This is a genomic window from Cupriavidus pinatubonensis (assembly GCF_019602855.1).
In the GTDB taxonomy this organism is placed as follows: domain Bacteria; phylum Pseudomonadota; class Gammaproteobacteria; order Burkholderiales; family Burkholderiaceae; genus Cupriavidus; species Cupriavidus pinatubonensis.
The window spans coordinates 612,689-635,791 of sequence record NZ_CP080767.1 but is presented as its reverse complement, the minus strand read 5'-3'; the positions used below and the strand labels follow the sequence as shown (position 1 = coordinate 635,791).

Genomic DNA, 23,103 nt, shown 5'->3' with positions numbered 1-23,103 from the left:
CCGCTGCTTCACGCCGGCAGCAGCATCACCAGCATCAAACCCGGCGCCGCCGCCGGCCACAGCGTGAGCTGCTCGAACTGCAGCGCGCCGAGCGCCGGATGGCGGAAGCCGCGGCGCCCGCCTTCCCGGTCTTCCACGTCCTGCGACAGCCAGGCCGCGCGAAAGGCGGGGCTCTCCGCCATCAATCCTTCGATCAGCGCACGCATTGGCGCGTCGTCTGCATGGCGGATGCTGTGCGCGCGGAATTCCGCCACCAGGCGCCCGGCCCGGTGCGGCCAGTCCTCGACCAATGCCTGCAGCGGTGCCGACACGAACATTGCGCGCAGCAGGTTCCGCTCCTGACTGTCCCCGTCGAGCCAGCCGATAAACAACTCTGCAGCCGCCGCGTTCCACGTCAGTGCGTTCCACTGACGATCCAGCAGGTAGGCCGGGCCCCGGATGGCATGGACGCTCGCCATCACCGCTGCCGGAACCGCTTCACCGCCGGCCTGCTGCGGGTCGCGCCGCCCGGCCAGTTCGAACAGGTAGGCACGCTCGGCGCGCGACAGGCGCAGCGCGGCGGCCAGGCTCGCCAGCGCCCGTGCCGACAGCGCGACCGGTCTCCCCTGCTCCAGCCACGTCACCCATGTGGCGCTCAGTCCCGCAAGCTGGGCCACTTCCTCGCGGCGCAGGCCCGGCGTACGCCGGCGGCGCCCCGGCGGCAGCCCTACGTCTGCCGGCGCCAGCCGCTCGCGGTGGGCGCGCAGGAAAGCGCCGAGCACCGCTTCGCGCGTGACCGGCGCGGCGGCGCCCGCATCGGACAGAGAATCGGGCTGGACAATTGGGTCTGTATCGGAGGCAAACTGGACCATAGGGTGGTGCGTCTTATACCAGGATAAAACGGTAACTTGTACCGGGAAAACAGTCGGCCTACAGTAGCTCGAACCCGCTCTGCGGGCAACTCCCCGATCCATCAGAAGACCGGCATGAAGCCGGTTCAGGAGCAGCCATGCAACAACAGGAACTCGTCGCCGCCCAGTTCGGCGCCACCGCCAGCGCCTACCTCACCAGCGCCGTCCACGCACAGGGGGCCGATCTGGAACAGCTCAAACGGGAACTGGCGGACCTGATCCCGGCGGACAAGCGCGCGGCGAGCACCGTGCTCGATCTCGGCTGCGGCGCGGGGCATGCGAGCTTCGCTGCAGCGGCTGTTGCCGGCACGGTCACCGCCTATGACCTGTCCCAGGAGATGCTCGATGTGGTCGCAGGCGCTGCGCGCGATCGCGGACTCGGCAATATCGTCACGCGTCAGGGCGCGGCGGAAACGCTGCCGTTTGCGGATGGCACGTTCTGCGCCGTCGTGTCGCGCATGAGCGCGCACCACTGGCGCAGCGTGCCGGCCGCGCTGCGCGAGATGCGCCGTGTGCTCAAGCCGGGCGGCAAGGTGGTGCTGATCGACATCGCGGGCGCCGAGGACCCGCTGCGCGACACGTGGCTGCAGTCAGTCGAGTTGCTGCGCGATCCATCACATGTGCGCGACTACACGGGCCCGGCATGGCGCGCGATGTTCGAAGCTGCGGGCTTTGCGGCCGGTGAAATTGATGTCTCGCCGGTCTGGCGCATCGGCATCGAGTTCGATAGCTGGGTCAAGCGCATGCGCACGGCGCCGGTCGCGGTCGAGGCCATCCGCCATCTGTGGCAGTTCGCCCCCGCCGAAGTCGGCGAGCACTATCACGTGCAGCCCGACGGCAGCTTCGATCTGGAAGCGGTCATGATCACAGCCAGGGCACGCTAAGGTTGCGCAGATCGATCAACCGGCCACCGGCTCCCGCGTGGCCGCCTTGATGGTGAGATTGCGGACCAGCGCCCATACCGCTTCGGCGGCAGGCGACAGCGAACGGTCCTCGCGCCGGACCATGACGATGCGCCGCTCTTCGCGCGGCACCAGCGGCCGCCAGACCAGAGGCGACGCCGCCGGCAACGGCAGCGAGTACGTCGGCAATACCGATGCGCCGATGCCCGCCTCCACCATGCCGAACACGCTGGCCGAGTGGCCCAGTTCCTGCACCACGCGCGGCACGATGCCGTGCCGTCCGAACACGCGATCGATCAGCGGCCGGCTGCCCGAGGCAAAGTCCAGCAGCACCAGCCGCATGCCGTCCAGTGCGGACCAGGGGACCGTTTTCTCCTGCGCGAGCGGATGGTCGCGCCGGCACACGAAGCAGAACGGATCCGTCACCAGCGGCTCGATAGTGAGCCCGTCGTGCACGAGCGGGTCGATCAGCACGCCAAAATCCACGCCGCCAGCACGCACTTGCTCGATGCCATCGGCCTGCACGTTGTCGCGCACGGTCAGGCGGATCTCGGGGTACTGCGCGGCGCATGCGGCCACGTACATCGGCATCAGCCGCGCCGAAATCGTCGGGGCACCGGCTATCACAACGCGTCCGCGATAGTGCTCGCCGAGCTCACGCGTATCTTCAAGCGTATCGTCCAGCTGCCCCAGAAGACGTTCCAGTGCCGGAGCCAGCGCCTGGCCGGCATGGGTTAGCACCACCTCGCGCGTGGTCCGGTCCAACAGCCGCACGCCAAGGGACTCTTCCAGCTCCGCCACGCCGCGGCTGATGGCTGACTGGGTCAGGCCAACGGCATCCGCGGCCCGGCTGAAACCACCCGTTTCCGCGACTGCGAGGAACACCCGCAACTGACGGAGTGTGTAATTCATGCAACGACGAGATAAATGAATGCGATAAATGAATTTGCATTCTAGACCCGGGTAGCGTCCAATACTAGGCTAAACCCTTAGATGTCCAGCATGTTTACCAAGCTCAAGAAACTCTACGACCTGATCGACGGCTTCGTCCTGATCATGCTGACCGCCATCGGCATCGCGTTGCTCGCCCCTGAGTTCGGCAGCAGCCGCGGTCCGCTGCATCTCGGCACCATCACCAGCCTCGGCGTGGCGCTCGTGTTTTTCTTGCATGGCGCAGCGTTGTCGCGCGACAAGCTCGTGTCCGGGGCCAGGCACTGGCGCCTGCATGTATTCGTGCAGGTCTTCACGTACGTCGTGTTCCCGGTGGTGGGCTTGCTGCTGATGCTGTCGCTTCGCAACACACTGCCGGCGGACCTGCTGCTGGGCGTGTTCTACCTGTGCGCGCTGCCGTCGACCGTTTCATCGTCAGTCGCCATGACGTCGATGGCACGCGGCAACGTGCCGGGCGCCATCTTCAACGCCACCATCTCGGGCCTGATCGGCATGGCCGTCACGCCGCTGCTGATGGGTCTGGTCATCAGCGCGAGCGGCGCTTCCATGCCGCTCGGCAAGGCGCTCATGGGCGTGGCGCTGCAACTGCTGCTGCCGTTCGCGCTGGGCCAGTTGCTGCGCCCGCTGATCGGTAGCTGGCTGGCGAAGAAAAAGCACATCACCAACAAGATCGACCGCGGCGTGATCGTGCTGATCGTCTACTCGTCGTTCTGCGACGCGACCGCCGAAGGCCTGTGGCACCACTACCAGTGGCAGACCATTGCCGCAGTGATGGCGCTGGCCGCCGTGCTGCTGTTTGTCGTGCTTGGCACGACCACCTTTGTCGCGCGCCGGCTGCATTTCAGCGTCGAAGACGAAATTACCGCAGTCTTCTGCGGCTCCAAGAAGAGCCTGGCCAACGGCATCCCGATGGCCAACATTCTGTTCGCCGGGCATCCCGCGCTGGGGCTGTTGGTGTTGCCGCTGATGGTCTATCACCAGTTGCAGCTGATTGTGTGTTCGGTGATTGCGGCACGGTATGCGAATCGTGATGCGCTGGTGGAGGATCGGGCTGCGGCGCGGGCCTGAAACCTGGCATTCGCATAAAAAACGGGGGACATGTCCCCCGTTTTTATTTTCCTCGCCTCGCCCCCATCAAACCGACGGATTTTTCGACAACGGTGGATTCTTCGCAAAGTAGCTCCGAATCCCGCGCAAGATCGCATTAGCGAGCTGCTCCTGATGCGAATCGTCATTGAGCTTGCGCTCTTCCTCGGGATTGCTGATGAACGCGGTCTCGACGAGGATCGACGGAATGTCCGGCGCCTTCAGCACCGCAAACCCCGCCTGTTCCACGCTGCCCTTGTGCAGGCGGTTGATGCCGCCGATTTCCTGCAGCACCGCCTTGCCTACCTGCAGGCTGTCGTTGATCTGCGCCGTGGTGGACAGGTCCAGCAGCACGCGGGCGACCTGCGCGTCCTTGTTGAGGTTGGCGCCACCGATCAGGTCGGATGAGTTTTCTTTGTTGGCAAGCCAGCGCGCGGCCGTGCTCGACGCCCCGCGCTCGGACAGCGCGAACACCGAGGCGCCCTTCGCTTCCGGCGACAGGAACGCATCGGCGTGGATCGACACGAACAAATCGGCCTGCACGCGCCGCGCCTTCTGCACGCGTACGTTCAGCGGCACGAAGAAATCCGCGTCGCGCGTCATCATGGCACGCATATTCGGCTGCGCGTCGATCTTCGCGCGCAGGCGATGCGCGATCTGCAGCACCACGTCCTTTTCGCGCGAGCCCGAGGCGCCGATGGCGCCGGGATCTTCACCGCCATGGCCCGGATCGATCGCCACCGTCAGCAGGCGGCGCATCTTGAACGGACGCTCCGCGGTCGGGTCGTTCTGCGCGACGGGCGGCACCACCGGCGCGTTGGGCTTGGGCACGACCGGCACTGATGGCTTCGGCGGCTTGGCCGCGGCAATGGCGGGCGGTGGCGCCGTGGTTGCCGGCACATCGCCCTTTTCATCGAACTTGCGCACCAGCGCGCCGATGGCATCTTCCTCGGCGCCGGCAGGGGCACCGGCCACACCATCGGCACCAGTCGGCGACGCGCTGGTGGCGAAGCGGCGTTGCTTTTCCTCGGTGTCGCGCACCAGTTTCCATAGGGGATCAGGCGGATTGACCGGGTACAGGTCGAACACCAGGCGGTTCTTGTAGCTGCCGATCGGCAGCAGCGTGAACACCTGCGGCGCGACGTTTTCCTTGAGGTCGAACACCATGCGGACCACGCGCGGGCGGTTCTGGCCGACGCGCACGGTCTGGATATACGGGTCGTTCGGCGTGATCTTGGCCACGAGTTCGCGCAGCGTGGGCGAGAGGTCGAGACCGTCGATGTCCACCACCAGCCGGTCCGGATCACGCACCATCCGGTGCACCGCAACCAGTGGCGTGTCGGATTCAATCGTGACGCGGGTGTAGTCTTCCGCGGGCCAGACACGTACCGCGACGATGCCAGCGCCAAAGACCAGCTGCGGCCCCGCCAGCGTGAGCACGGCCGTGCCGGCGCTGAATTTCAGGCATTGCGCGATCCATTTGCGCCGGGCCTGCAGCAGTCCGTCGGGTCCATCGGGTCGGTCGGTGGCGAGTCGCTTGATCAGCATGCGTTCAGCAAGGTAATTCCAGTGGGAGTATAGGCGCGCAACGTCGCGATCCGCCGCTCGGCTGCCGTATCGCTCATATCGGCAGCGGGCATGTCCGATTGGAGCAACACGTGCAGATCCGGTTCCCCGAGCAGTCGGCCGGCCTTCTCGGGCCACTCGACGAGATTGAACGCCGGTTCGGCGAAGCAGTCGCGGAATCCGGCATCGATCCACTCTTCCGGATCGGCAAACCGGTACAGGTCAAAGTGGTAGACAGTAAGCGGCGAACCATCGGCGCGCGCGACGTCGTAGGGCTCGCACAGCGTATAGGTCGGGCTGCGGACCTTGCCCGCATGGCCCAGCGCCCGCAGGATCGCGCGCGACAGCGTGGTCTTGCCCGCCCCCAGGTCGCCCGAGAGCTGCACATGCACGGTCGTGGGCGGCAACTCGCGCACCACGCCGGCGAGCGCGGCACCGAGGCGCGCGGTGGCGGCTTCGTCGGTCAGCGTCAGGGAACGTTCTTCGAGCAGGGGCATTGCGTACAATTCAGGGATGACAGAGCGAGCATCCGAAGCGCCAGGCGCTCCCGTTCCACTGCCTGCAGCCGCTGCCGATGCAGCCGGCACAGACGGCCTGGAGGCGCTCGTGCAATCGATCCGGGACTGGGGCACCGAACTCGGTTTTGCCTCGGTGCGGATCGCCGACGTCGATCTCGGCCATGCCGAGCCCGGGCTAATGGCATGGCTGGCGCAGGGGTACCACGGCGACATGGATTATATGGCGAACCATGGCCCTCGGCGCGCCCGTCCCGCGGAACTCGTGCCCGGAACGGTGCGGGCGATCGTCGCGCGCATGCCCTATCTCCCAGCCCCGGCCACACCGGACTGGCGCCGGCACGAACTGGCGAGACTCGACGATCCCTCGACTGCCGTGCTTTCGCTCTATGCGCGGGGCCGCGACTACCACAAGGTGCTGCGCAACCGGCTCCAGCAGCTCGCGAGCCGCATCGAGGGCGCCATCGGCCCGTTCGGCTATCGCGTCTTTACCGATTCGGCGCCGGTGATGGAAGTCGCGCTGGCCAGCCAGGGCGGCCTCGGCTGGCGCGGCAAGCACACGCTGCTGCTGGACCGCGACGGCGGCTCGATGTTCTTCCTTGGCGAGATCCTGGTCGATATCCCGTTGCCCGCCGATCCGCCCGAAGCGTCGCATTGCGGCAATTGCCACCGCTGCATCGACATCTGCCCGACGCGCGCGATCCTCGCACCCTACAAGCTCGACGCACGCCGTTGTATTTCTTACCTGACCATCGAGCACAAGGGCCCGATCCCCGAGCAATTTCGCGCACCGATGGGCAACCGCGTGTACGGTTGCGATGATTGCCAGCTCGCCTGCCCGTGGAACAAGTTCGCGCACCGGGCCACGCTGCCCGATTTCGATGTGCGCAACGGCTTCGACGCCGCCGACATGGTCGACCTGTTCCTGTGGACCGAGGCCGAGTTCAACCTGCGCCTGGAAGGCAGCCCGATCCGCCGTATCGGCCATGAACGCTGGTTGCGCAATCTTGCTGTGGGACTCGGCAACAGCCTGCGCGCCGCGGCTTCGGGTCAACGCCCCCAGGACCGCGAACTCGCTGAGCGCATTCGCACAGCGCTGGAAAGCCGTCTTGCCGATGCCACGCCGCTCGTGCGCGAGCACCTCGACTGGGCCCTCGCGCAGGGCCGGGCCGTCAGCTGACCAGAGCGAGCCAGATCGGCGTAGTCACGATCGCCGCGACCGTCATCACCGATATCGTCGCGGCCACCATGGGCCCGTTGCCGCCCATGCGCACGGCGAGGATATAGGCGCTCGATGCCGTGGGCAGCGAGGCGTACAGCACCACGATCTGGTACTGCAACTCCGTCAGCGGCAGCAGGCGGCCTGCCAGCCAGGCCAGGCACGGCATGGCCAGCAGCTTGATGCCGGTCCACCACGCGACGGGGCCGACGGTACCGGTCGCGCCGCTCATCTGCAGTCCTGCGCCCACCGTCATCAGGCCGAGCGCCGTCGATGCCGAGCCCAGCCGGTTCAGTGTCATGGCCAGTACCTCGGGCGCGTGCAGCCCCAGCAAATTGGTCAGCAGTCCGCCGGCGGTAGCGAGGATCAGCGGATTGCGCGCGAGCTCTTTCCACAGCCGCGTATCGCCATGGCGCGCCAGCGCCCAGACCGCGGCCACATTGCACAGCGGCACCGTGCAGCCCACGATTACGGCCATCAGCGCGAGCCCTTCGCTGCCACCGAGGCGCGAGGCCAGCGCCAGTCCGATATACGAGTTGAAGCGGAACGCCGTCTGCAGGCCCGAGGCGAAATCCACGGCGTCAGGGCGCAGCACCCATTTGACGGCGTAGCCGCCAACCATGCCGAACGCCATGACAGTGAGCGCGAGCCCGAGCATGGCCGAGGTCGATGAAAAATCGAACACCGCGCTGTTGGTCGACTGCAGCAGCAGCGCGGGAAACAGCACGAAATAAACCAGGCGCTCCACACCACCCCAGAAGGCACGGTCGAATGGTGAATAACGGACCAGCAACCAGCCGATCAGGATCAGGCTGAAGTCGGGAACCAGCAGGAGGGCGGAAGACATCTCGTGAATGTTGTCGTTATTGTCGCGGCCGGGGCCGCCTGGCACTGCGGGGAAAAGAGACGGAATGTGCAGACTAGGGCAGATCCGGATAGGTATTTTTCCAGAAATGAGCCAGCATGGCATACCAAGTTGTACGCCTGCCCCCTATGCTGCACCGCCGTAACTCGCCATCGTCGGGCCCGCTTAGCGCCCCGCACCCGCTTTCACGACCCCGCCAGACCCCGCGCCGTCTGCTGGCCATGCTCGCCGCGGGCGTGGCGTTTGGCGTCCTGGTGCCGGCTGGTGCGACGGAAATCGAGGGGCTGCGCTTTGACGACGCGGCCCGCGTGTCAGGCAAGGTACTGCAGCTCAATGGCACGGCGCTGCGTTCGGGACTGCTGCTCAAGGGTTATGTGGCGGCGCTCTACCTGCCCGAGAAGGGCCGCAACGCCACTGTGGTACTCGGCACGCCGGGTACCAAGCGGTTGCAGCTCCGCATGCTGCGCGAAGTCGAACCCACCGCACTTTCACGGGCCATCCAGAAAGGCATGCGTGAAAACCACAGCGAACTGCAGATGCAGATGCTGTCAGCGCGGATGGTCCAGTTCGAACACACCATTGATCAGGTCGGCACGGCGCGCAAGGGCGACGTGATCAATTTCGACTTTTCGCCGGACGCCGGTACGGTGGTCGCCATCAACGGCACCCCGCGCGGCCGCCCGATTCCCGGCGACGACTTCTACCAGGCCGTGCTGCGCGTCTTCCTCGGCGAACATCCCGTGGACCGGGACGTCAAACGCGGCCTGCTGGGTGGCTGAGCCCGCCTGACCAGATGTTGCTGCTGCCTTGCCGCCACCTGCGGCAAGGCAGCGGCGTTTTCTTCCGGGCATCACCCCCAGCCCGGACTTTCCTGACGGGAGATTCGATCTCATGCAAGCTGGCAAAATTGCCCTGACCCTCGCCCTGGCCACCGCGGCCTCCATTGCGCAAGCGCAGAGCTTTCCGAGCAAGCCCATCCGCCTGATCATTCCGTTTGCGCCTGGCGGCACCACCGACATCGTCGGCCGCGGCGCCGCTGACCAGATGAGCCGCATTCTCGGCCAGCCCGTCGTGGTGGAAAACCGCGCCGGCGGCGGCGGCTCGATCGGCGCCGACGCCATCGCCAAGGCTGCCCCGGACGGCTACACGATCGGCATCTCGACCGTCTCGACCATGGCCGTGAACCCGGCTTGCAACCCGAAGCTGTCGTACGACCCGATCAAGGACTTCAAGCCCGTCACGAACCTGGCCAACGTGGCCAACGTGATCGCGGTGAACCCGAACTTCCCGGCCAAGAACTACAAGGAGTTCCTCGCCGTGCTGAAGGCCAATCCGGGCAAGTATTCATACGCCACGTCGGGCACCTGCGCGTTCGGCCACATGCTGGGCGAGCAGTTCAAGGTATCGACCAAGACCTTCATGGTGCATATCCCGTACCGTGGCGCGGGCCCGGCGCTGAACGACGTGCTGGCCGGCCAGGTGCCGATCATGGTGGATAACCTGCCCTCGTCGATGCCTTACATCAAGGCCGGCAAGCTGCGCCCGATCGTGGTGGCGTGGAACAAGCGGCTCGATTCGCTCCCGGACGTGCCGACTTTTGGCGAGATGGGGCTGAAGGAGCCCAACGATCCGGCGTGGTATGGCCTGGTGGCGCCTGCCGGCACGCCTGACGATGTGATCAAGAAGCTCAATGAAGCTGCGGTGAAGGCGCTACAGGACAAGGGTTTCCAGGAACGTCTGCGTGCCGCGGGCGCCGAGCCTTCGGGTAACTCACCGGCGCAGCATGCGGCGGAGATCAAGAAGGAGTTCGACAAGATGAAGAATCTGGTGAAGGTGCAGAATATTAAGTTGGAGCAGTAAAAGGCTCTCTTTGCCTTGTACTGGCCGCCTGCGGGCGGCTTTTTCTTTTGGGTTGCCTTATCGCGTGAATGGGTTCTTCGGGTCCCTCGCCTCGGTTGCCGTCAATCCCGGTAAAACGATTAAAATCCAGGCTTCCCTCGATGCTATTGCCATGCCTGCTCCCTTCGACGCCATTCTTCCTGCGCCTTTTGGCAAGGTCGGCGTGCGTGCCGACGATGTGCGGATCCGGGAGATTTTTTATCTGCCTGAGGACGTCGAAAGCATTGCGCCGCGCAGTGACGTGATTCTGCGCCTTGCCGCGCAGCTGGATGCCTATTACGCCGATGCCGGCGCGACCTTTGATGTGCCGCTGGCCATTGCCGGCACGCCGTTCCAGCAGCAGGTGTGGCAAGCGATCTGCGCGGTGCCGCGCGGCGGCCTGACTACGTATGGCGATATCGCGCGCAAGCTTGGGGGCGTCGCGCGGGCGGTGGGGCAGGCTTGCGGGCAGAACCCGCTGCCGATCGTGATTCCGTGCCATCGCGTGGTGTCTGCCAGCGGCATCGGCGGCTTTGCCCACCATGCCGAGGACGGTTTCCATCTGGAAGTGAAACGCTGGCTGTTGCGCCATGAAGGCGCCATGCTGATATGAAGCGCCCGGCCGGCGCAAGCCAGACCACACGCAAGCCGCGCGCGGTGCATGCCGATGCGGAGATGGTCGCCCTCGATGCGGCCATCGCCCCCGAACTCGATCTCGTCAGCCGTTTCTGCGACGCACTGTGGCTAGAGGATGGCCTGTCGCGCAACACCATGGACGCCTATCGGCGCGATCTGTCGATGCTCGCGCGCTGGCTGCATCAGTCCGGCAATGGCGGCTTGCTGGGCATCGGCGACACGGAACTGAACGCCTATTTCCTGGCGCGGCACCCCGAGACCCGCGCCTCATCCTCGAACCGCCGGCTCGCTGTATTCCGCCGCTTCTACCAGTGGGCACTGCGCGAGCAAATGATCGAGGCCGATCCGTGCATCCTGCTGCGCCCCGCCAAGCAGCCGCCGCGCGTGCCCAAGACGCTAAGCGAAGCGCAGGTTGAAGCGCTGCTCGAAGCGCCCGACACCACCACGCCGCTCGGCCTGCGCGACCGCACCATGCTCGAGCTGATGTACGCGAGCGGACTGCGCGTGTCGGAGCTGACGCAGATGAAAACCGTCGAGATCGGCCTGAACGAAGGCGTTGCGCGCGTGGTTGGCGGCAAGGGCGACAAGGAGCGGCTGGTGCCTTTCGGCATGCAGGCCAGCGACTGGCTGCGCCGCTATCTGGGGAGCGCGCGCCCTGCCCTTCTTGCCGGCCGCGCGTGCGACGCGCTATTCGTCACGCAGCGTGGCGAGGGCATGACGCGTCAGGCGTTCTGGCACCTGATCAAGCGCCATGCGCGCGATGCCGGCATTACCGCGCCGCTGTCGCCGCATACGCTGCGGCATGCGTTTGCCACGCACCTGCTGAACCACGGCGCCGACCTGCGCGTGGTGCAACTGCTGCTTGGCCATGCCGATATCTCCACTACACAGATCTACACCCACGTGGCGCGCGAACGGCTGCGCGAACTGCACCAGCAGCACCATCCACGCGGGTAAGACGAGCCGGGCTCGCCCCTGGCGCGACGAGAAGCGACAATGAGCAAAGCGAAACATATCTCCGAAACCCCGGCCACGCAGTTCCTGCGCCGCCACAACGTCGCCTTCGGCGAGCATCCGTACGACTACGTGGACCACGGCGGCACCGGCGAATCCGCCCGTCAGCTCGGCGTGCCGGAGCACGATGTCGTCAAAACGCTGATCATGGAAGACGAGCGCGCGCAGCCGCTGGTCGTGTTGATGCATGGCGACTGTTCGGTCTCCACCAAGAACCTGGCGCGCCAGATCGGCTGCAAGAGCGTGCAGCCCTGCAAGCCCGAGGTCGCGCAGCGGCACAGCGGCTACATGGTGGGCGGCACGTCGCCATTCGGCACAAAGAAGCGCATGCCCGTCTATGTCGAGTCGACGGTACTGGCGCTGGAGAAGATCTATATCAACGGCGGCCGGCGCGGCTATCTGGTCAGCCTGGACCCGAAGCTGCTGACCACGCTGGCCGATGCGAAGGCCGTGGAATGCGCGCTGCCTGACTGAACCGCCCGCGCCGCTCGCGGATATTGGGGAAGTCACGGTCGTGGCGACCCCGCCGCCGCGCTACAATCCCGCCAATTCCAGACAAGGCAGTCACTGCCGCGCGTATCCCCTCATGGCCAACCTGCTCTTCGCCCTCGCCGCCTACCTGATCGGATCGGTGTCCTTCGCCGTCGTCGTCAGCAAGGTCATGGGCCTGCCTGATCCGCACACCTACGGTTCCGGCAATCCCGGCGCAACCAACGTGCTGCGCACCGGCAACAAGAAGGCGGCGATTTTCACGCTGATCGGCGACGGGCTCAAAGGTTGGCTGGCGGTCTGGCTGGCGAGCCGCTTCGGGCCTGCCTACGGTCTCGATGACAATGGCCTGGCGATGGTCGCACTGGCCGTGTTCCTGGGCCACCTGTTCCCGGTGTTCCACCGCTTTGCCGGTGGCAAGGGTGTGGCCACTGCGGCGGGCGTCCTGCTGGCGATCAACCCGATCCTGGGGCTGGCCACGCTGGCGACCTGGGTGATCATCGCGTTCTTCTTCCGCTATTCGTCGCTGGCCGCGCTGGTCGCGGCGATTTTCGCGCCGGTCTTCTACGTGCTCATGGAAGGCATCGACGCCATGGCCGGCGCCGTGCTGATCATCGCCATCCTGCTGATCGCGCGCCACCGCCAGAACATTGCCAAGCTGCTGACCGGCAAGGAAAGCCGCATCGGCGAGAAGAAGAAGGTCTGAACGCGTTCCCTGGAGCGCGGGTGATCAGGCTGCCTGCGCCATCGACACCGGGAACTGCATCTCCACGCGCAGGCCGCCTTCGGCTCGGTTGAGGAGCGACAACCTCCCTCCCGCCTGCCGCACCAGGCGATCTACGATCGCCAGTCCCAGTCCCGAATGCGCGTTACCACCGCGTGCCGGATCGAGCCGCACGAACGGCAGTGTGACGCGTTCCATGTCAGCGTCCGGAATACCCGGTCCCTGGTCTTCCACCGTAAGGCAGAAGCCTTCGGCCGTACGAGAGGTCGCCACGCACACCGGCGCCTGGCCGTAGGCGTAAGCATTGTCGACGAGGTTGCCGACGATGCGGTCGAGCTGCGTCGCGATCATGCGGAAGCCCTCGCCGGCGTTCAGCGACAGCACCACCTGCCGTTCCTGCTCGGCCAGCGACGCCGCGAGCTCGTGGATACGCCGATCCACCGGCACCGGCCGCGCCGTCGGCTCGCTGCTTTGCGCAAAGCTCAGGAACTGCTCCACGATCGCCGACATGGATTCGACATCGCGCGTGACGCCTGCCGCGGCCTTCGGGTCGGACAGCATCTCGGCACGCAGCCGCAACCGTGCGAGCGGCGTTTTCAGGTCGTGCGCGATGCCGGCCAGCATGGTGTTGCGCTCCTGGTCGATACGGGTGAGGTCCGCCACCATGCGGTTGAAGCGCTCGATCAGCTGGCGCAGTTCATGCGGCCCGCGTTCGCGCAGCGGCGCCACCGGCTGCTGGCGTGAAAGCTGCTCGGCCGCGGCCGCCATATCGCGCACGGGCCGCTGGATCTGCCATGCAATCAGCAGTGCAAAGATGATGGCGACGCCCACCACGAGCATCACGCCCGGCACCAGGCGGTTGTCGGGCGGCGGATTGTGGACCCACAGGATCGGCATCGCGATCCAGTTGCTGCGCGTCGGCAGTTTGATCCACAGCCGCGGCGTGGCTTCGTCTTCGACCCGGATCTCGGTGCCCTGCGGCAGCCGCGTGATGAACTGCTCCACGAGCCGTCGCGAGCGGCCCTTGGGTACGACGGTATGTTGTTCGGCACTGGCCTCGCTGGCCACTTCGACCAGGCTTGGCAGCGGCACGGGCGGGCGCGCGTCGAGCGCGCGCTGGATGCTGGCGAACTGGAACAGCATCTGCTCGACCGAATAGTCGACCTGCTGCTGGCGCCGGTCCATGCGCAGGATTGCCAGCCACGAGAAATGGCTGATCACCAGCACGGCGGCAATCAGCAGTGCTATGCGGCCAAACAGGGTATCAATACGCAACTTCATGTCAGGACTCGTCATTGCCGCCCTGCCGCCGGACGGGCGACAGAGGCGACAGGCGTTACTGCGGAATTTCTTCGGCTTCGTCCGGTACGAACGTGTAGCCGCGTCCGCGCACGGTCTGGATGTAGCGCGGGCGCTGAGCGTCTTCGTCGAGCAGCCGGCGCAAGCGCCAGATCTGCACATCGATGCCGCGGTCGCTGATGCCGCTGGCGGTGCCATACATCAGCTCAACAATGCGCTCGCGCGAGAGCACTTCGAGCGGATGCATCAGCAGCAGCTTGAGCAGCGCGAATTCTGTGTCGCTGATCGACAGCACCTGGCCCGCTCGCTGCAGCGAGCGCTGGCGGAAGTTCACGCGGAACGGCCCGAACGCGATCGATTCGCGGTCTTCCGGTGCGGCCGCCGGCCGTGCGAGCTTGCGGCGCAGCACGGCATTGATGCGCGCGAGCAGCTCGCGTGGCGAAAACGGCTTGCCAAGGTAATCGTCGGCGCCGATCTCGAGGCCGACGATGCGGTCGATCTCGTCGCTGCGCGCGGTCAAAAGGATCACCGGAATGTCGTCGTTCTTGGCACGCAGATTGCGCAGTGCAGTCAGTCCATCGACCTTCGGCATCATCAGGTCCAGCACGATCAGCGCCGGGCGCTCGCGCTCGAGGCGCGCCTGCAGGCCATCGCCATCGTGCAGTACCGAGACCGCAAACCCTTGCTGGGTCAGGTACTCGCGCAGCAGATCGCGCAATTCAGGGTCGTCGTCGACGACAAGGATCTGGGTGGGCTGGTTCGTTCGCATAGGCACATGATAGTCAGGCTGGCCGCTGTCCTGCCGAATCCGGCTCGCGGCTTTGTTTCTGGAGATTACACAGGCGGGGCTGGTAATTCTCTGTAATAAACGCGGGCTTCGCGGAAACACGTGCATCCGGCGTCTCACATTATCCTTGCGGCATGGCAGGTTCAGAACCCGGTTCTTACTCTGCCGCGGCCAAACCCACAAGGCCGCTGCCCGCTTGGGCAGAACCCCACGCCAGATGGGGCGAGTGCCGCACCTGATGCGGCATACTGCAGCATCGCCGCGCCCACGACGGCGCGAAGAACGCCGGCGCATTGCGCGCCGCTTCCAGGATTCCGGAAATGCCCAACCCCGAACAAGGCCAACAACAACCTATCCCGCCGTCCCGCCCGCCGGAGGTCCCCGGCCCGGCCGGTTCGCCACGGCGCAAGCTGATCGCCGCGGCCCTCGTCGTACTGCTTGCCGGCGGCGGCTGGTACTGGTACAGCCATCGCGGCGCCGGTGCGGACGCACAGGGGACACAGGGCGCGCGCGGGCCCGGCGGGCCGGGGGGCGCAAGTGGCCCGGGCGCCGGTGGCCGCGGCGGGCCGGGCGGCCCCGGTGCCCCGCGCTCACCGGTGGTCGTGTCCACGGTCGCGCAGCGCGACATGGACGTGACCCTGAACGGCCTGGGCAACGTCACACCCGTGTCCAACGTCACCGTGCGCGCCCAGGTGTCGGGGCCGCTGCTCAAGGTGCTGTTCAAGGAAGGCCAGATGGTCAAGGCCGGCGACGTGCTCGCGGAAATCGACCCGCGTCCGTTCCAGGCCGCGTTCGACCAGGCCGTGGGCCAGCTCGCGCGCGACCAGGCGCTGCTGCAGAACGCACGGCTGGACCAGAAGCGCTACCGCACGCTGCTGCAGCAGGATTCGATTTCCAGCCAGCAGGTCGATACGCAGGATGCGCTGGTGCGCCAGTATGAAGGCGTGGTCAAGACCGACCAGGGCAATGTGGACAATGCGCGGTTGCAGCTCGGCTACACCAAGGTCGTGGCGCCGGTGTCGGGCCGCATCGGCCTGCGCCAGGTGGATCCCGGCAATATCGTCAATACGTCGGATACCAACGGCATTGCGCTGATCACGCAAATCCAGCCGATTGCCGTGCTCTACACCATTCCCGAGGACAGCCTGCCCGCTGTGCTGAAAAAGCTCAATTCGGGCGAGAAAATGCCGGTGCAGGCCTGGGACCGCCAGATGCGCAACCAGCTTGGCGACGGCACGCTGCTGACCACCGACAACCAGATCGACACCACCACCGGCACGGTCAAGATGAAGGCCATCTTCCCGAACGCCGACGGCATGCTGTTCCCTAACCAGTTCGTCAATGTGCGCACGCGCGTGGACACGCTCAAGGACGCGACCGTGATCCCGGTCGCGGCCGTGCAGCGCGGACAGCAAGGCACCTTCGTCTACGTCGTCGACGACAGCAGCAAGGTCAGGGTGCAGGTCGTCACGCTCGGTCCCAGCGACGGCAACCGTACCGCTGTGCTCAAGGGCGTGGAGCCCGGCCAGCGCGTGGTAGTGGACGGCGCCGATCGCCTCAAGGAAGGCATGACCGTGGAAGCTGTGGACCCGGCCGCCCGCGCGGCCCAACTCGTGCCGGCCAGCCAGCCGCGCGGGCGCGGACGCCGCCGCGATGGCGGCAGCTGGGGCGGCGCCAGCGGCGCTCAAGGAGAACGTGGAGAGCGCGGCGCCAGCGCGCCGCAGGGTGAACATCGCCGCCAGCGCGAAGGTGCCGGGTCCGGCGCCGATGCGAGCGGCGCCGCGGCCGAGGCTCCTGCTCCGCGCCGCCAGCCGTAAGGAATCCGCATGAACCCGTCACGCCTCTTCATCGAGCGCCCGGTAGCCACGGCGCTGCTGATGCTGGCCATCCTGCTCTCGGGGCTGGTGGCCTACCGGCTGCTGCCGCTGTCCGCGCTGCCCGAGGTGGACTACCCCACCATCCAGGTCACCACGCTCTATCCGGGCGCGAGCCCCGACGTGATGACCTCGTCGATCACCGCGCCGCTGGAGCGGCAGTTCGGGCAGATGCCGGGGCTCAAGCAGATGTCGTCGTCCTCGTCGGGCGGCGCGTCGGTGATCACGCTGCAGTTCGAACTGACGCTGCCGCTGGACGTGGCCGAGCAGGAGGTGCAGGCGGCCATCAATGCCGGCAGCAACCTGCTGCCGTCGGACCTGCCGATGCCGCCGGTCTACAGCAAGGTCAATCCGGCCGACGCGCCGATCATGACCATTGCGATGACGTCCGACACGCTGCCGCTACCCAAGCTGCAGGACATGGTGGACACCCGCGTAGCGGCCAAGATTTCGCAGATCCAGGGCGTGGGTCTGGTCACGATCAGCGGCGGGCAGCGCCCCGCCGTGCGCATCCAGGCGAACCCCACCGCGCTCGCGTCGCTGGGCATGTCGATCGATGACCTGCGCACAGCCATCGGCGCGGCCAACGTGAACGGCGCCAAGGGCAGCTTCGACGGCCCGGCGCGCGCTTCCACCATCGACGCCAACGACCAGCTGCGTTCGGCCGACGAGTATAAGCAGATCATCATCGCGTACCAGAACGGCGCGCCGATCCGCATCACCGACGTCGCCGAGATCGTCGACGGTCCCGAAAACAACCGGCTGGCCGCCTGGGCCAACGGCAACCCTTCGATCATCCTCAATATCCAGCGCCAGCCGGGCGCCAACGTGATCGAGGTGGTGGACCGTATCAAGACGCTGCTGCCGCAGCTGCAGACCGCGCTGCCGGCTTCGGTCCACGCGCAGCTCATGACCGATCGCACGACGACAATTCGCGCGTCGGTGCATGACGTGGAATTCGAGCTGTTCCTGGCCATCGCACTCGTGGTGATGGTCATCTTCGTGTTTCTGCGCAACGTCTCCGCCACCATCATCCCCGGTGTGGCGGTGCCGCTGTCGCTCGTCGGCACGTTCGGCGTGATGTACATGGCCGGCTTCTCGATCAACAACCTGACGCTGATGGCGCTGACCATCGCCACGGGCTTCGTCGTTGACGACGCCATCGTCATGATCGAGAACATCATGCGCTACATCGAGGAAGGCGATTCCCCGATGGAAGCCGCGCTCAAGGGCTCGAAGCAGATCGGCTTCACCATCATCTCGCTGACGTTTTCGCTGGTGGCTGTGCTGATCCCGCTGCTGTTCATGGGCGATGTGGTCGGCCGCCTGTTTCGCGAGTTCGCGATCACGCTGGCGGTGTCGATCCTGATCTCGGCCGTGGTGTCGCTGACGCTCACGCCGATGATGTGCGCGCGGCTGCTGCGCCATGTGCCGGAAGACCAGCAGTCGCGCTTCCACAAGGCGACCGGGCGTTTCTTCGACAACGTGATCCACCGCTACGGCGTGGCGCTCGAATGGGTGCTGGATCGGCAGAAGGCAACGCTGGTGGTCGCTGTCGCCACGCTGGTGCTGACCGTGCTGCTGTACATGCTCGTGCCCAAAGGCTTCTTCCCGGTGCAGGACACCGGCCTGATTCAGGGCATCACCGAAGCCACGCAGACCACCTCGTTCCAGGCCATGGGCATCAAGCAGCAGGCCGCGGCGAAGGTGGTCGCGGAAGACCCTGCTGTGGCGAGCGTATCGTCGTTCATCGGCGTGGACGGCTCCAACACCACGCTCAACGCCGGGCGCATGCTGATCAACCTCAAGCCCAAGGGCGAGCGCGATTCGATCGACGTGGTCTCGCAGCGCCTGCAGCACGCGGTGGAAAAGCTCGGCGGCATCTCGCTGTACACGCAACCGGTGCAAGACCTGACGATCGAAGACCGCGTCGCGCGCACGCAGTACCAGTTCACGGTGGAAGACCCCGATCCGCAGAACCTGGCGACGTGGGTGCCGCGCCTGGTCGAGCGCCTGCGCCAGGAGCCCGAACTGCGCGATGTCGCCAGCGATCAGCAGAACAACGGCCTGCGCGCCTACGTAGACATCGATCGCGACGCCGCCGCGCGTTTCGGCATCACGACTGCCGTGATCGACAGCGCGCTGTACAGCGCATTCGGCCAGCGGCTGGTATCGACCATCTTCACGCAGTCGAGCCAATACCGCGTGGTGCTGGAAACCATGCCCGAGTTCCGCAAGGACCCGCAGTCGCTCGCCGAACTGCGCCTGCCCTCCTCGTCCGGCGGACAAGTGCCGCTGGGCGCGTTCGCGCGCATCAGTGAACGGACGGGTCCGCTCGTGATCAACCACCAGGGCCAGTTCCCGGCCGCGACCATCTCGTTCAACCTGGCGCCGGGCGAATCGCTGGGCGCCGCGGTCGACAAGATCACCAAGGTGGAAAACGAGCTGGGCCTGCCGATCTCGATGCAAACCGAGTTCCAGGGCGCCGCGCTGGCGTTCCGCGCGTCGTTGTCCAACACGCTGTGGCTGATCCTGGCCGCCGTGGTGACGATGTATATCGTGCTGGGCGTGCTGTATGAAAGCACGATCCATCCGGTGACCATCCTGTCCACGCTGCCGTCGGCCGGCGTGGGCGCGCTGCTGGCGCTGCTGCTCGCGGGGCAGGACCTCGGCATCATCGCGATCATTGGCATCATCCTGCTGATCGGTATCGTCAAGAAGAACGCGATCATGATGATCGACTTCGCGCTCGAAGCCGAGCGCGAAGGCGGCATGGCCCCGCGCGAGGCGATCTTCCAGGCCTGCCTGCTGCGTTTCCGCCCGATCCTGATGACCACCATGGCCGCACTGCTCGCGGCACTGCCCATGATGCTCGGCACCGGCATCGGCTCGGAACTGCGCCGCCCGCTCGGTGTGACCATGGTCGGCGGCCTGCTCGTGAGCCAGGTGCTGACGCTGTTCACCACGCCGGTGATCTACCTGGCCTTCGACCGCGTGGCTTTCCGCCTCAAGGACTGGCGCAAGCGCCGCTTCGGTGATCCGGAAGAAGGCGGCACCGATGAAGGCGATCCGTCGTCAGCGGGGCCGCGATGAACCTGTCCGCCACCTTCATCCACCGGCCGGTCGCGACGGCGCTGCTCACCATCGGCATCTTGCTGGCGGGCCTGGCGGCGCTGCGGCTGCTGCCGGTGTCGCCGCTGCCGCAGGTGGATTTCCCGACCATTTCGGTCTCGGCATCGCTGCCCGGCGCTAGCCCCGAGACCATGGCCGCCACGGTGGCCACGCCGCTGGAACGCGCGTTGGGCACCATCGCGGGCGTGACGGAAATCACGTCGAGCAGCTCGCTCGGCTCGACCCGCGTGACGCTGCAGTTCGACCTGTCGCGCGACATCGACGGCGCCGCGCGCGATGTGCAGGCGGCCATCAATGCGTCGCGCGCGACGCTGCCGACCAGCCTGCCGAACAACCCGACTTACCGCAAGGTGAACCCGGCCGACGCGCCGATCATGATCATTGCGCTGACGTCGCCGACCATGACGCGTGGACAGCTCTATGACGCGGCGTCGACCATCCTTTCGCAGAAGCTGTCGCAGGTGGAAGGCGTTGGCCAGGTAACGATTGGCGGTTCGTCGTTGCCGGCGGTGCGCGTCGAACTGAACCCGACGGCGCTGAACAAGTACGGCATCTCGCTCGAGGATGTGCGCAATACCATCAGCGCCACCAACGCCAACCGGCCGCTGGGCACGGTCGAGAACCGCACGAACAACTGGCAGGTCTACGCCAACGACCAGGCGATGAAGGCGAGCGACTACATGCCGCTGATCATCCGCTACGCCACGCCGGGCACGTTCTCGTCGGCATCGGCCGGCGCGCTGATCGCCAGCACCGCGAATGCGACCGCAGTGGGCGGCGTGAGCACCAAGGTCGTCAACGGTGTGACCGTGACCACCATCACGACCAGCAGCGGCACGACCACCGTCACCAGTGGCGCCACGGGCGGCAACAACACGACGAGCGGTCCCAATTCCTTCGCCGTGCCCGTGCGCCTGCAGGACGTGGCAAGCGTCGTCGACTCGGTGCAGGACATCCGCAACGCGGGCTCCGCCAACGGCAAGCCGTCCGTGCTGCTGGTGCTCAACCGCTCGCCGGGCGCGAACATCATCGAGACCGTCGACCGCGTGCGCGACATGCTGCCAACGCTGCAGAAGATGATCCCCGGGGCCATCTCGATGGAAGTGATGATGGACCGCACGCCGACCATCCGTGCGTCGCTGCGTGAAGTCGAGCACACGCTGATGATCTCGGTGGCGTTGGTGATCATGGTGGTGTTCCTGTTCCTGCGCAATGTGCGCGCGACGTTCATCCCCAGCGTGGCAGTGCCGGTTTCGCTGATCGGCACGTTCGGGGTGATGTACCTGGCGGGGTTCTCGCTGAACAACCTGTCGCTGATGGCGCTGACGATTGCCACCGGCTTCGTGGTGGACGATGCGATCGTGGTGCTCGAGAACATCTCGCGCCATATCGAGGAAGGCATGAAGCCGCTGGCCGCCGCGCTGCGCGGTGCCCGTGAAGTCGGCTTCACGGTGCTGTCGATGAGCCTGTCGCTGATCGCGGTGTTCATTCCGCTGCTGATGATGGGCGGCATTGTCGGACGCCTGTTCCAGGAATTCGCGATCACGCTGTCGGTGTCGATCCTGGTTTCGCTGGTAGTGTCGCTGACGACCACGCCGATGATGTGCGCACGCCTGCTGCGCACGCCTGTGCCCGAGGAAGAACGGGGCCGCTTCTTCCGCGCGAGCGAACACGTGTTCCGCTGGCTGCATGACAGCTACGCACGCACGCTGGCCGTCGCGTTGCGCTACAGCGCGGTCGTGTGGCTGGTCCTGCTGGCCACCGTGGCACTCAATGTGTGGCTCTACGTGATCGTGCCGAAGGGCTTCTTCCCGCAGCAGGACACGGGCCGGCTGATCGGCTTTATCCGCGCGGACCAGGCTACCTCGTTCCAGGCCATGCAGCCCAAGCTGGACAACTTCATCCGGATCGTCCAGTCAGATCCGGCGGTGGAGAACGTCACCGGATTCACCGGCGGTTCGCAGCGCAATACCGGCCAGATGTTCGTCACGCTCAAGCCGCTGTCGCAACGCAAGGAAAGCGCCGACGCCATCATTGCGCGGTTGCGCGTCAAGCTGTCCAAGGAGCCGGGCGCCAACCTGTTCCTGCAGGCCGTACAGGACATCCGTGTCGGCGGTCGGCAGAGCAGTTCGCAATACCAGTTCACCCTGCAGTCCGACGACCTGCAGGTGCTGCGCGACTGGGAGCCGAAGGTGCGCGCAGCGATCTCCAACATCAAGGGCATCGAAGACGTCGACACCGACACCAACGACAAGGGCCTGCAGACCTCGGTCATCATCGACCGCGACGCGGCATCGCGCCTCGGCGTGACGGCGCAGCAGGTCGACGCCGTGCTCAACGACGCGTTCGGCCAGCGCCTGGTATCGACCATCTACAACCCGCTCAACCAGTACCGCGTCGTCATGGAGCTGAGCCAGGAGTACCTGCAGGGACCGCAAGCGCTGCACGATATCTACGTGGTCACGGGCAACGGCCGCCGCGTGCCGCTGTCCGCGTTCGCCTCGGTGATGCCTACCAGTACGCCTCTGGGCGTGAACCACCAGGGCCAGTTCGCGGCGTCGACGATCTCGTTCAACCTTGCAGAAGGCTTCTCGCTGTCGCAGGCCACCGATGCGATCAAGCGCGCCATGGCGCAGATCGGCGCGCCCGAGACGCTGCAGGCGAACTTCCAGGGCGGCGCCAAGGCGTTCCAGGACTCGCTAAAGAGCCAGCCGATCCTGATTCTCGCTGCGATCATCACGATCTACATCGTGCTCGGCGTGCTGTACGAAAGCTACGTCCATCCGCTGACGATCCTGTCCACGCTGCCCTCGGCGGGCGTGGGCGCGCTGCTGGCGCTGCTCGCGTTCAAGACGGAGTTCAGCATCATCGCGCTGATCGGCGTGATCCTGCTGATCGGCATCGTGAAGAAGAACGCGATCATGATGATCGACTTCGCGATCGATGCAGAGCGGCGCGAAGGCCTGTCCCCGCGCGATGCCATCCACCGCGCCTGCCTGCTGCGCTTCCGCCCGATCCTGATGACGACCATGGCGGCGCTGCTGGGCGCGATACCGCTGGCCATCGGCCGTGGCGACGGTGCCGAGCTGCGCGCGCCGCTGGGCATCTCGATCGTGGGCGGGCTGGTGGTGAGCCAACTGCTGACCCTGTACACCACGCCGGTGGTCTACCTGACGCTGGATCGCTGGCGCCTGAAAGTGAAGGCCTGGCGCGAACGCCGCCGCGGCAACCCGCACGGCTCCGCACCGGCTGCCGGCACCGAATCCTGATGATGAA

At 66.1% G+C, this 23,103-nt stretch carries 19 protein-coding genes; 12 read left to right on the top strand and 7 right to left on the bottom strand.

The features are described 5' to 3' along the window. Positions 1-8: 8 nt before the first annotated feature. On the bottom strand, positions 9-851 hold the full coding sequence (locus tag K2O51_RS15430; protein WP_011296776.1) for an MmyB family transcriptional regulator: 843 nt from the start codon (positions 849-851) through the stop codon (positions 9-11). A 137-nt stretch (positions 852-988) separates the two neighbouring features. Here K2O51_RS15430 and K2O51_RS15425 point away from each other — a divergent pair, with 137 nt between their 5' ends. Further along, positions 989-1,774: a class I SAM-dependent methyltransferase gene (locus tag K2O51_RS15425; RefSeq protein ID WP_140950564.1), complete on the top strand. Its 786-nt coding sequence runs from the start codon at positions 989-991 to the stop codon at positions 1,772-1,774. A gap of 15 nt (positions 1,775-1,789) precedes the next feature. Here K2O51_RS15425 and K2O51_RS15420 read toward each other — a convergent pair whose 3' ends face one another. Then, entirely contained in the window at positions 1,790-2,704 is a 915-nt protein-coding gene (locus tag K2O51_RS15420; RefSeq protein WP_011296774.1) for a LysR family transcriptional regulator, read from the bottom strand. An 81-nt stretch (positions 2,705-2,785) separates the two neighbouring features. On the opposite strand from K2O51_RS15420, the gene K2O51_RS15415 reads away from it, so the two are divergent. Then, positions 2,786-3,811, top strand: a complete 1,026-nt coding sequence (locus K2O51_RS15415) for a bile acid:sodium symporter family protein (RefSeq protein ID WP_011296773.1) — start codon at positions 2,786-2,788, stop codon at positions 3,809-3,811. Positions 3,812-3,877: 66 nt separating this feature from the next. Here K2O51_RS15415 and K2O51_RS15410 read toward each other — a convergent pair whose 3' ends face one another. Together K2O51_RS15410 and tsaE are read right to left on the bottom strand one after the other, a co-directional pair. Next, entirely contained in the window at positions 3,878-5,377 is a 1,500-nt protein-coding gene (locus K2O51_RS15410) for an N-acetylmuramoyl-L-alanine amidase (RefSeq protein WP_011296772.1), read from the bottom strand. Beyond that, the gene (tsaE, locus tag K2O51_RS15405) at positions 5,371-5,892 is read right to left on the bottom strand and encodes a tRNA (adenosine(37)-N6)-threonylcarbamoyltransferase complex ATPase subunit type 1 TsaE (protein WP_041679482.1); all 522 of its coding nucleotides are present in this window, start codon (positions 5,890-5,892) and stop codon (positions 5,371-5,373) included. Before tsaE ends, K2O51_RS15410 begins: the two co-directional genes overlap by 7 nt. Positions 5,893-5,908: 16 nt before the next feature. On the opposite strand from tsaE, the gene queG reads away from it, so the two are divergent. Further along, positions 5,909-7,090, top strand: a complete 1,182-nt coding sequence (gene queG, locus K2O51_RS15400) for a tRNA epoxyqueuosine(34) reductase QueG (RefSeq protein WP_011296770.1) — start codon at positions 5,909-5,911, stop codon at positions 7,088-7,090. On the opposite strand, the gene K2O51_RS15395 is transcribed toward queG, so the two are convergent. Next, the gene (locus K2O51_RS15395; RefSeq protein WP_041679822.1) at positions 7,083-7,976 is read right to left on the bottom strand and encodes an AEC family transporter; all 894 of its coding nucleotides are present in this window, start codon (positions 7,974-7,976) and stop codon (positions 7,083-7,085) included. The two genes, queG and K2O51_RS15395, sit on opposite strands and share 8 nt — an antisense overlap. Before the next feature lie 116 nt (positions 7,977-8,092). On the opposite strand from K2O51_RS15395, the gene K2O51_RS15390 reads away from it, so the two are divergent. From K2O51_RS15390 to plsY, 6 genes are all read left to right on the top strand, one after another. After that, the gene (locus tag K2O51_RS15390; protein WP_011296768.1) at positions 8,093-8,773 is read left to right on the top strand and encodes a chalcone isomerase family protein; all 681 of its coding nucleotides are present in this window, start codon (positions 8,093-8,095) and stop codon (positions 8,771-8,773) included. Between the two features lie 112 nt (positions 8,774-8,885). Then, positions 8,886-9,854, top strand: coding sequence for a tripartite tricarboxylate transporter substrate binding protein BugE (locus K2O51_RS15385; RefSeq protein ID WP_011296767.1), 969 nt, complete (start codon positions 8,886-8,888; stop codon positions 9,852-9,854). Between the two features lie 151 nt (positions 9,855-10,005). Beyond that, entirely contained in the window at positions 10,006-10,485 is a 480-nt protein-coding gene (locus tag K2O51_RS15380) for a methylated-DNA--[protein]-cysteine S-methyltransferase (RefSeq protein WP_041679480.1), read from the top strand. Positions 10,486-10,547: 62 nt separating this feature from the next. After that, complete coding sequence (gene xerD / locus K2O51_RS15375) at positions 10,548-11,465, top strand: site-specific tyrosine recombinase XerD (RefSeq protein WP_220631642.1); 918 nt, start codon at positions 10,548-10,550, stop codon at positions 11,463-11,465. Between the two features lie 39 nt (positions 11,466-11,504). Then, positions 11,505-11,996: an aminoacyl-tRNA deacylase gene (locus tag K2O51_RS15370; RefSeq protein WP_220631311.1), complete on the top strand. Its 492-nt coding sequence runs from the start codon at positions 11,505-11,507 to the stop codon at positions 11,994-11,996. A gap of 112 nt (positions 11,997-12,108) precedes the next feature. Continuing rightward, positions 12,109-12,717, top strand: a complete 609-nt coding sequence (gene plsY, locus K2O51_RS15365; protein WP_011296763.1) for a glycerol-3-phosphate 1-O-acyltransferase PlsY — start codon at positions 12,109-12,111, stop codon at positions 12,715-12,717. A 24-nt stretch (positions 12,718-12,741) separates the two neighbouring features. On the opposite strand, the gene K2O51_RS15360 is transcribed toward plsY, so the two are convergent. Continuing rightward, the gene (locus tag K2O51_RS15360) at positions 12,742-14,016 is read right to left on the bottom strand and encodes an ATP-binding protein (protein ID WP_041679479.1); all 1,275 of its coding nucleotides are present in this window, start codon (positions 14,014-14,016) and stop codon (positions 12,742-12,744) included. Positions 14,017-14,071: 55 nt separating this feature from the next. Beyond that, positions 14,072-14,803 carry a response regulator gene (locus K2O51_RS15355; RefSeq protein ID WP_011296761.1) on the bottom strand — a complete coding sequence of 244 codons (732 nt, stop codon included), beginning with the start codon at positions 14,801-14,803 and terminating at the stop codon, positions 14,072-14,074. A 338-nt stretch (positions 14,804-15,141) separates the two neighbouring features. Between K2O51_RS15355 and K2O51_RS15350 the strand changes: the two genes are divergently transcribed. The 3 genes from K2O51_RS15350 to K2O51_RS15340 are packed head-to-tail and all read left to right on the top strand — an operon-like array spanning position 15,142 to position 23,096. Continuing rightward, positions 15,142-16,638 carry an MdtA/MuxA family multidrug efflux RND transporter periplasmic adaptor subunit gene (locus tag K2O51_RS15350; protein ID WP_011296760.1) on the top strand — a complete coding sequence of 499 codons (1,497 nt, stop codon included), beginning with the start codon at positions 15,142-15,144 and terminating at the stop codon, positions 16,636-16,638. A 9-nt stretch (positions 16,639-16,647) separates the two neighbouring features. Continuing rightward, positions 16,648-19,788, top strand: a complete 3,141-nt coding sequence (locus tag K2O51_RS15345) for an MdtB/MuxB family multidrug efflux RND transporter permease subunit (protein ID WP_011296759.1) — start codon at positions 16,648-16,650, stop codon at positions 19,786-19,788. Further along, on the top strand, positions 19,785-23,096 hold the full coding sequence (locus K2O51_RS15340; protein WP_011296758.1) for an efflux RND transporter permease subunit: 3,312 nt from the start codon (positions 19,785-19,787) through the stop codon (positions 23,094-23,096). The genes K2O51_RS15345 and K2O51_RS15340 overlap by 4 nt, the downstream gene beginning before the upstream one ends. Positions 23,097-23,103 lie beyond the last annotated feature (7 nt).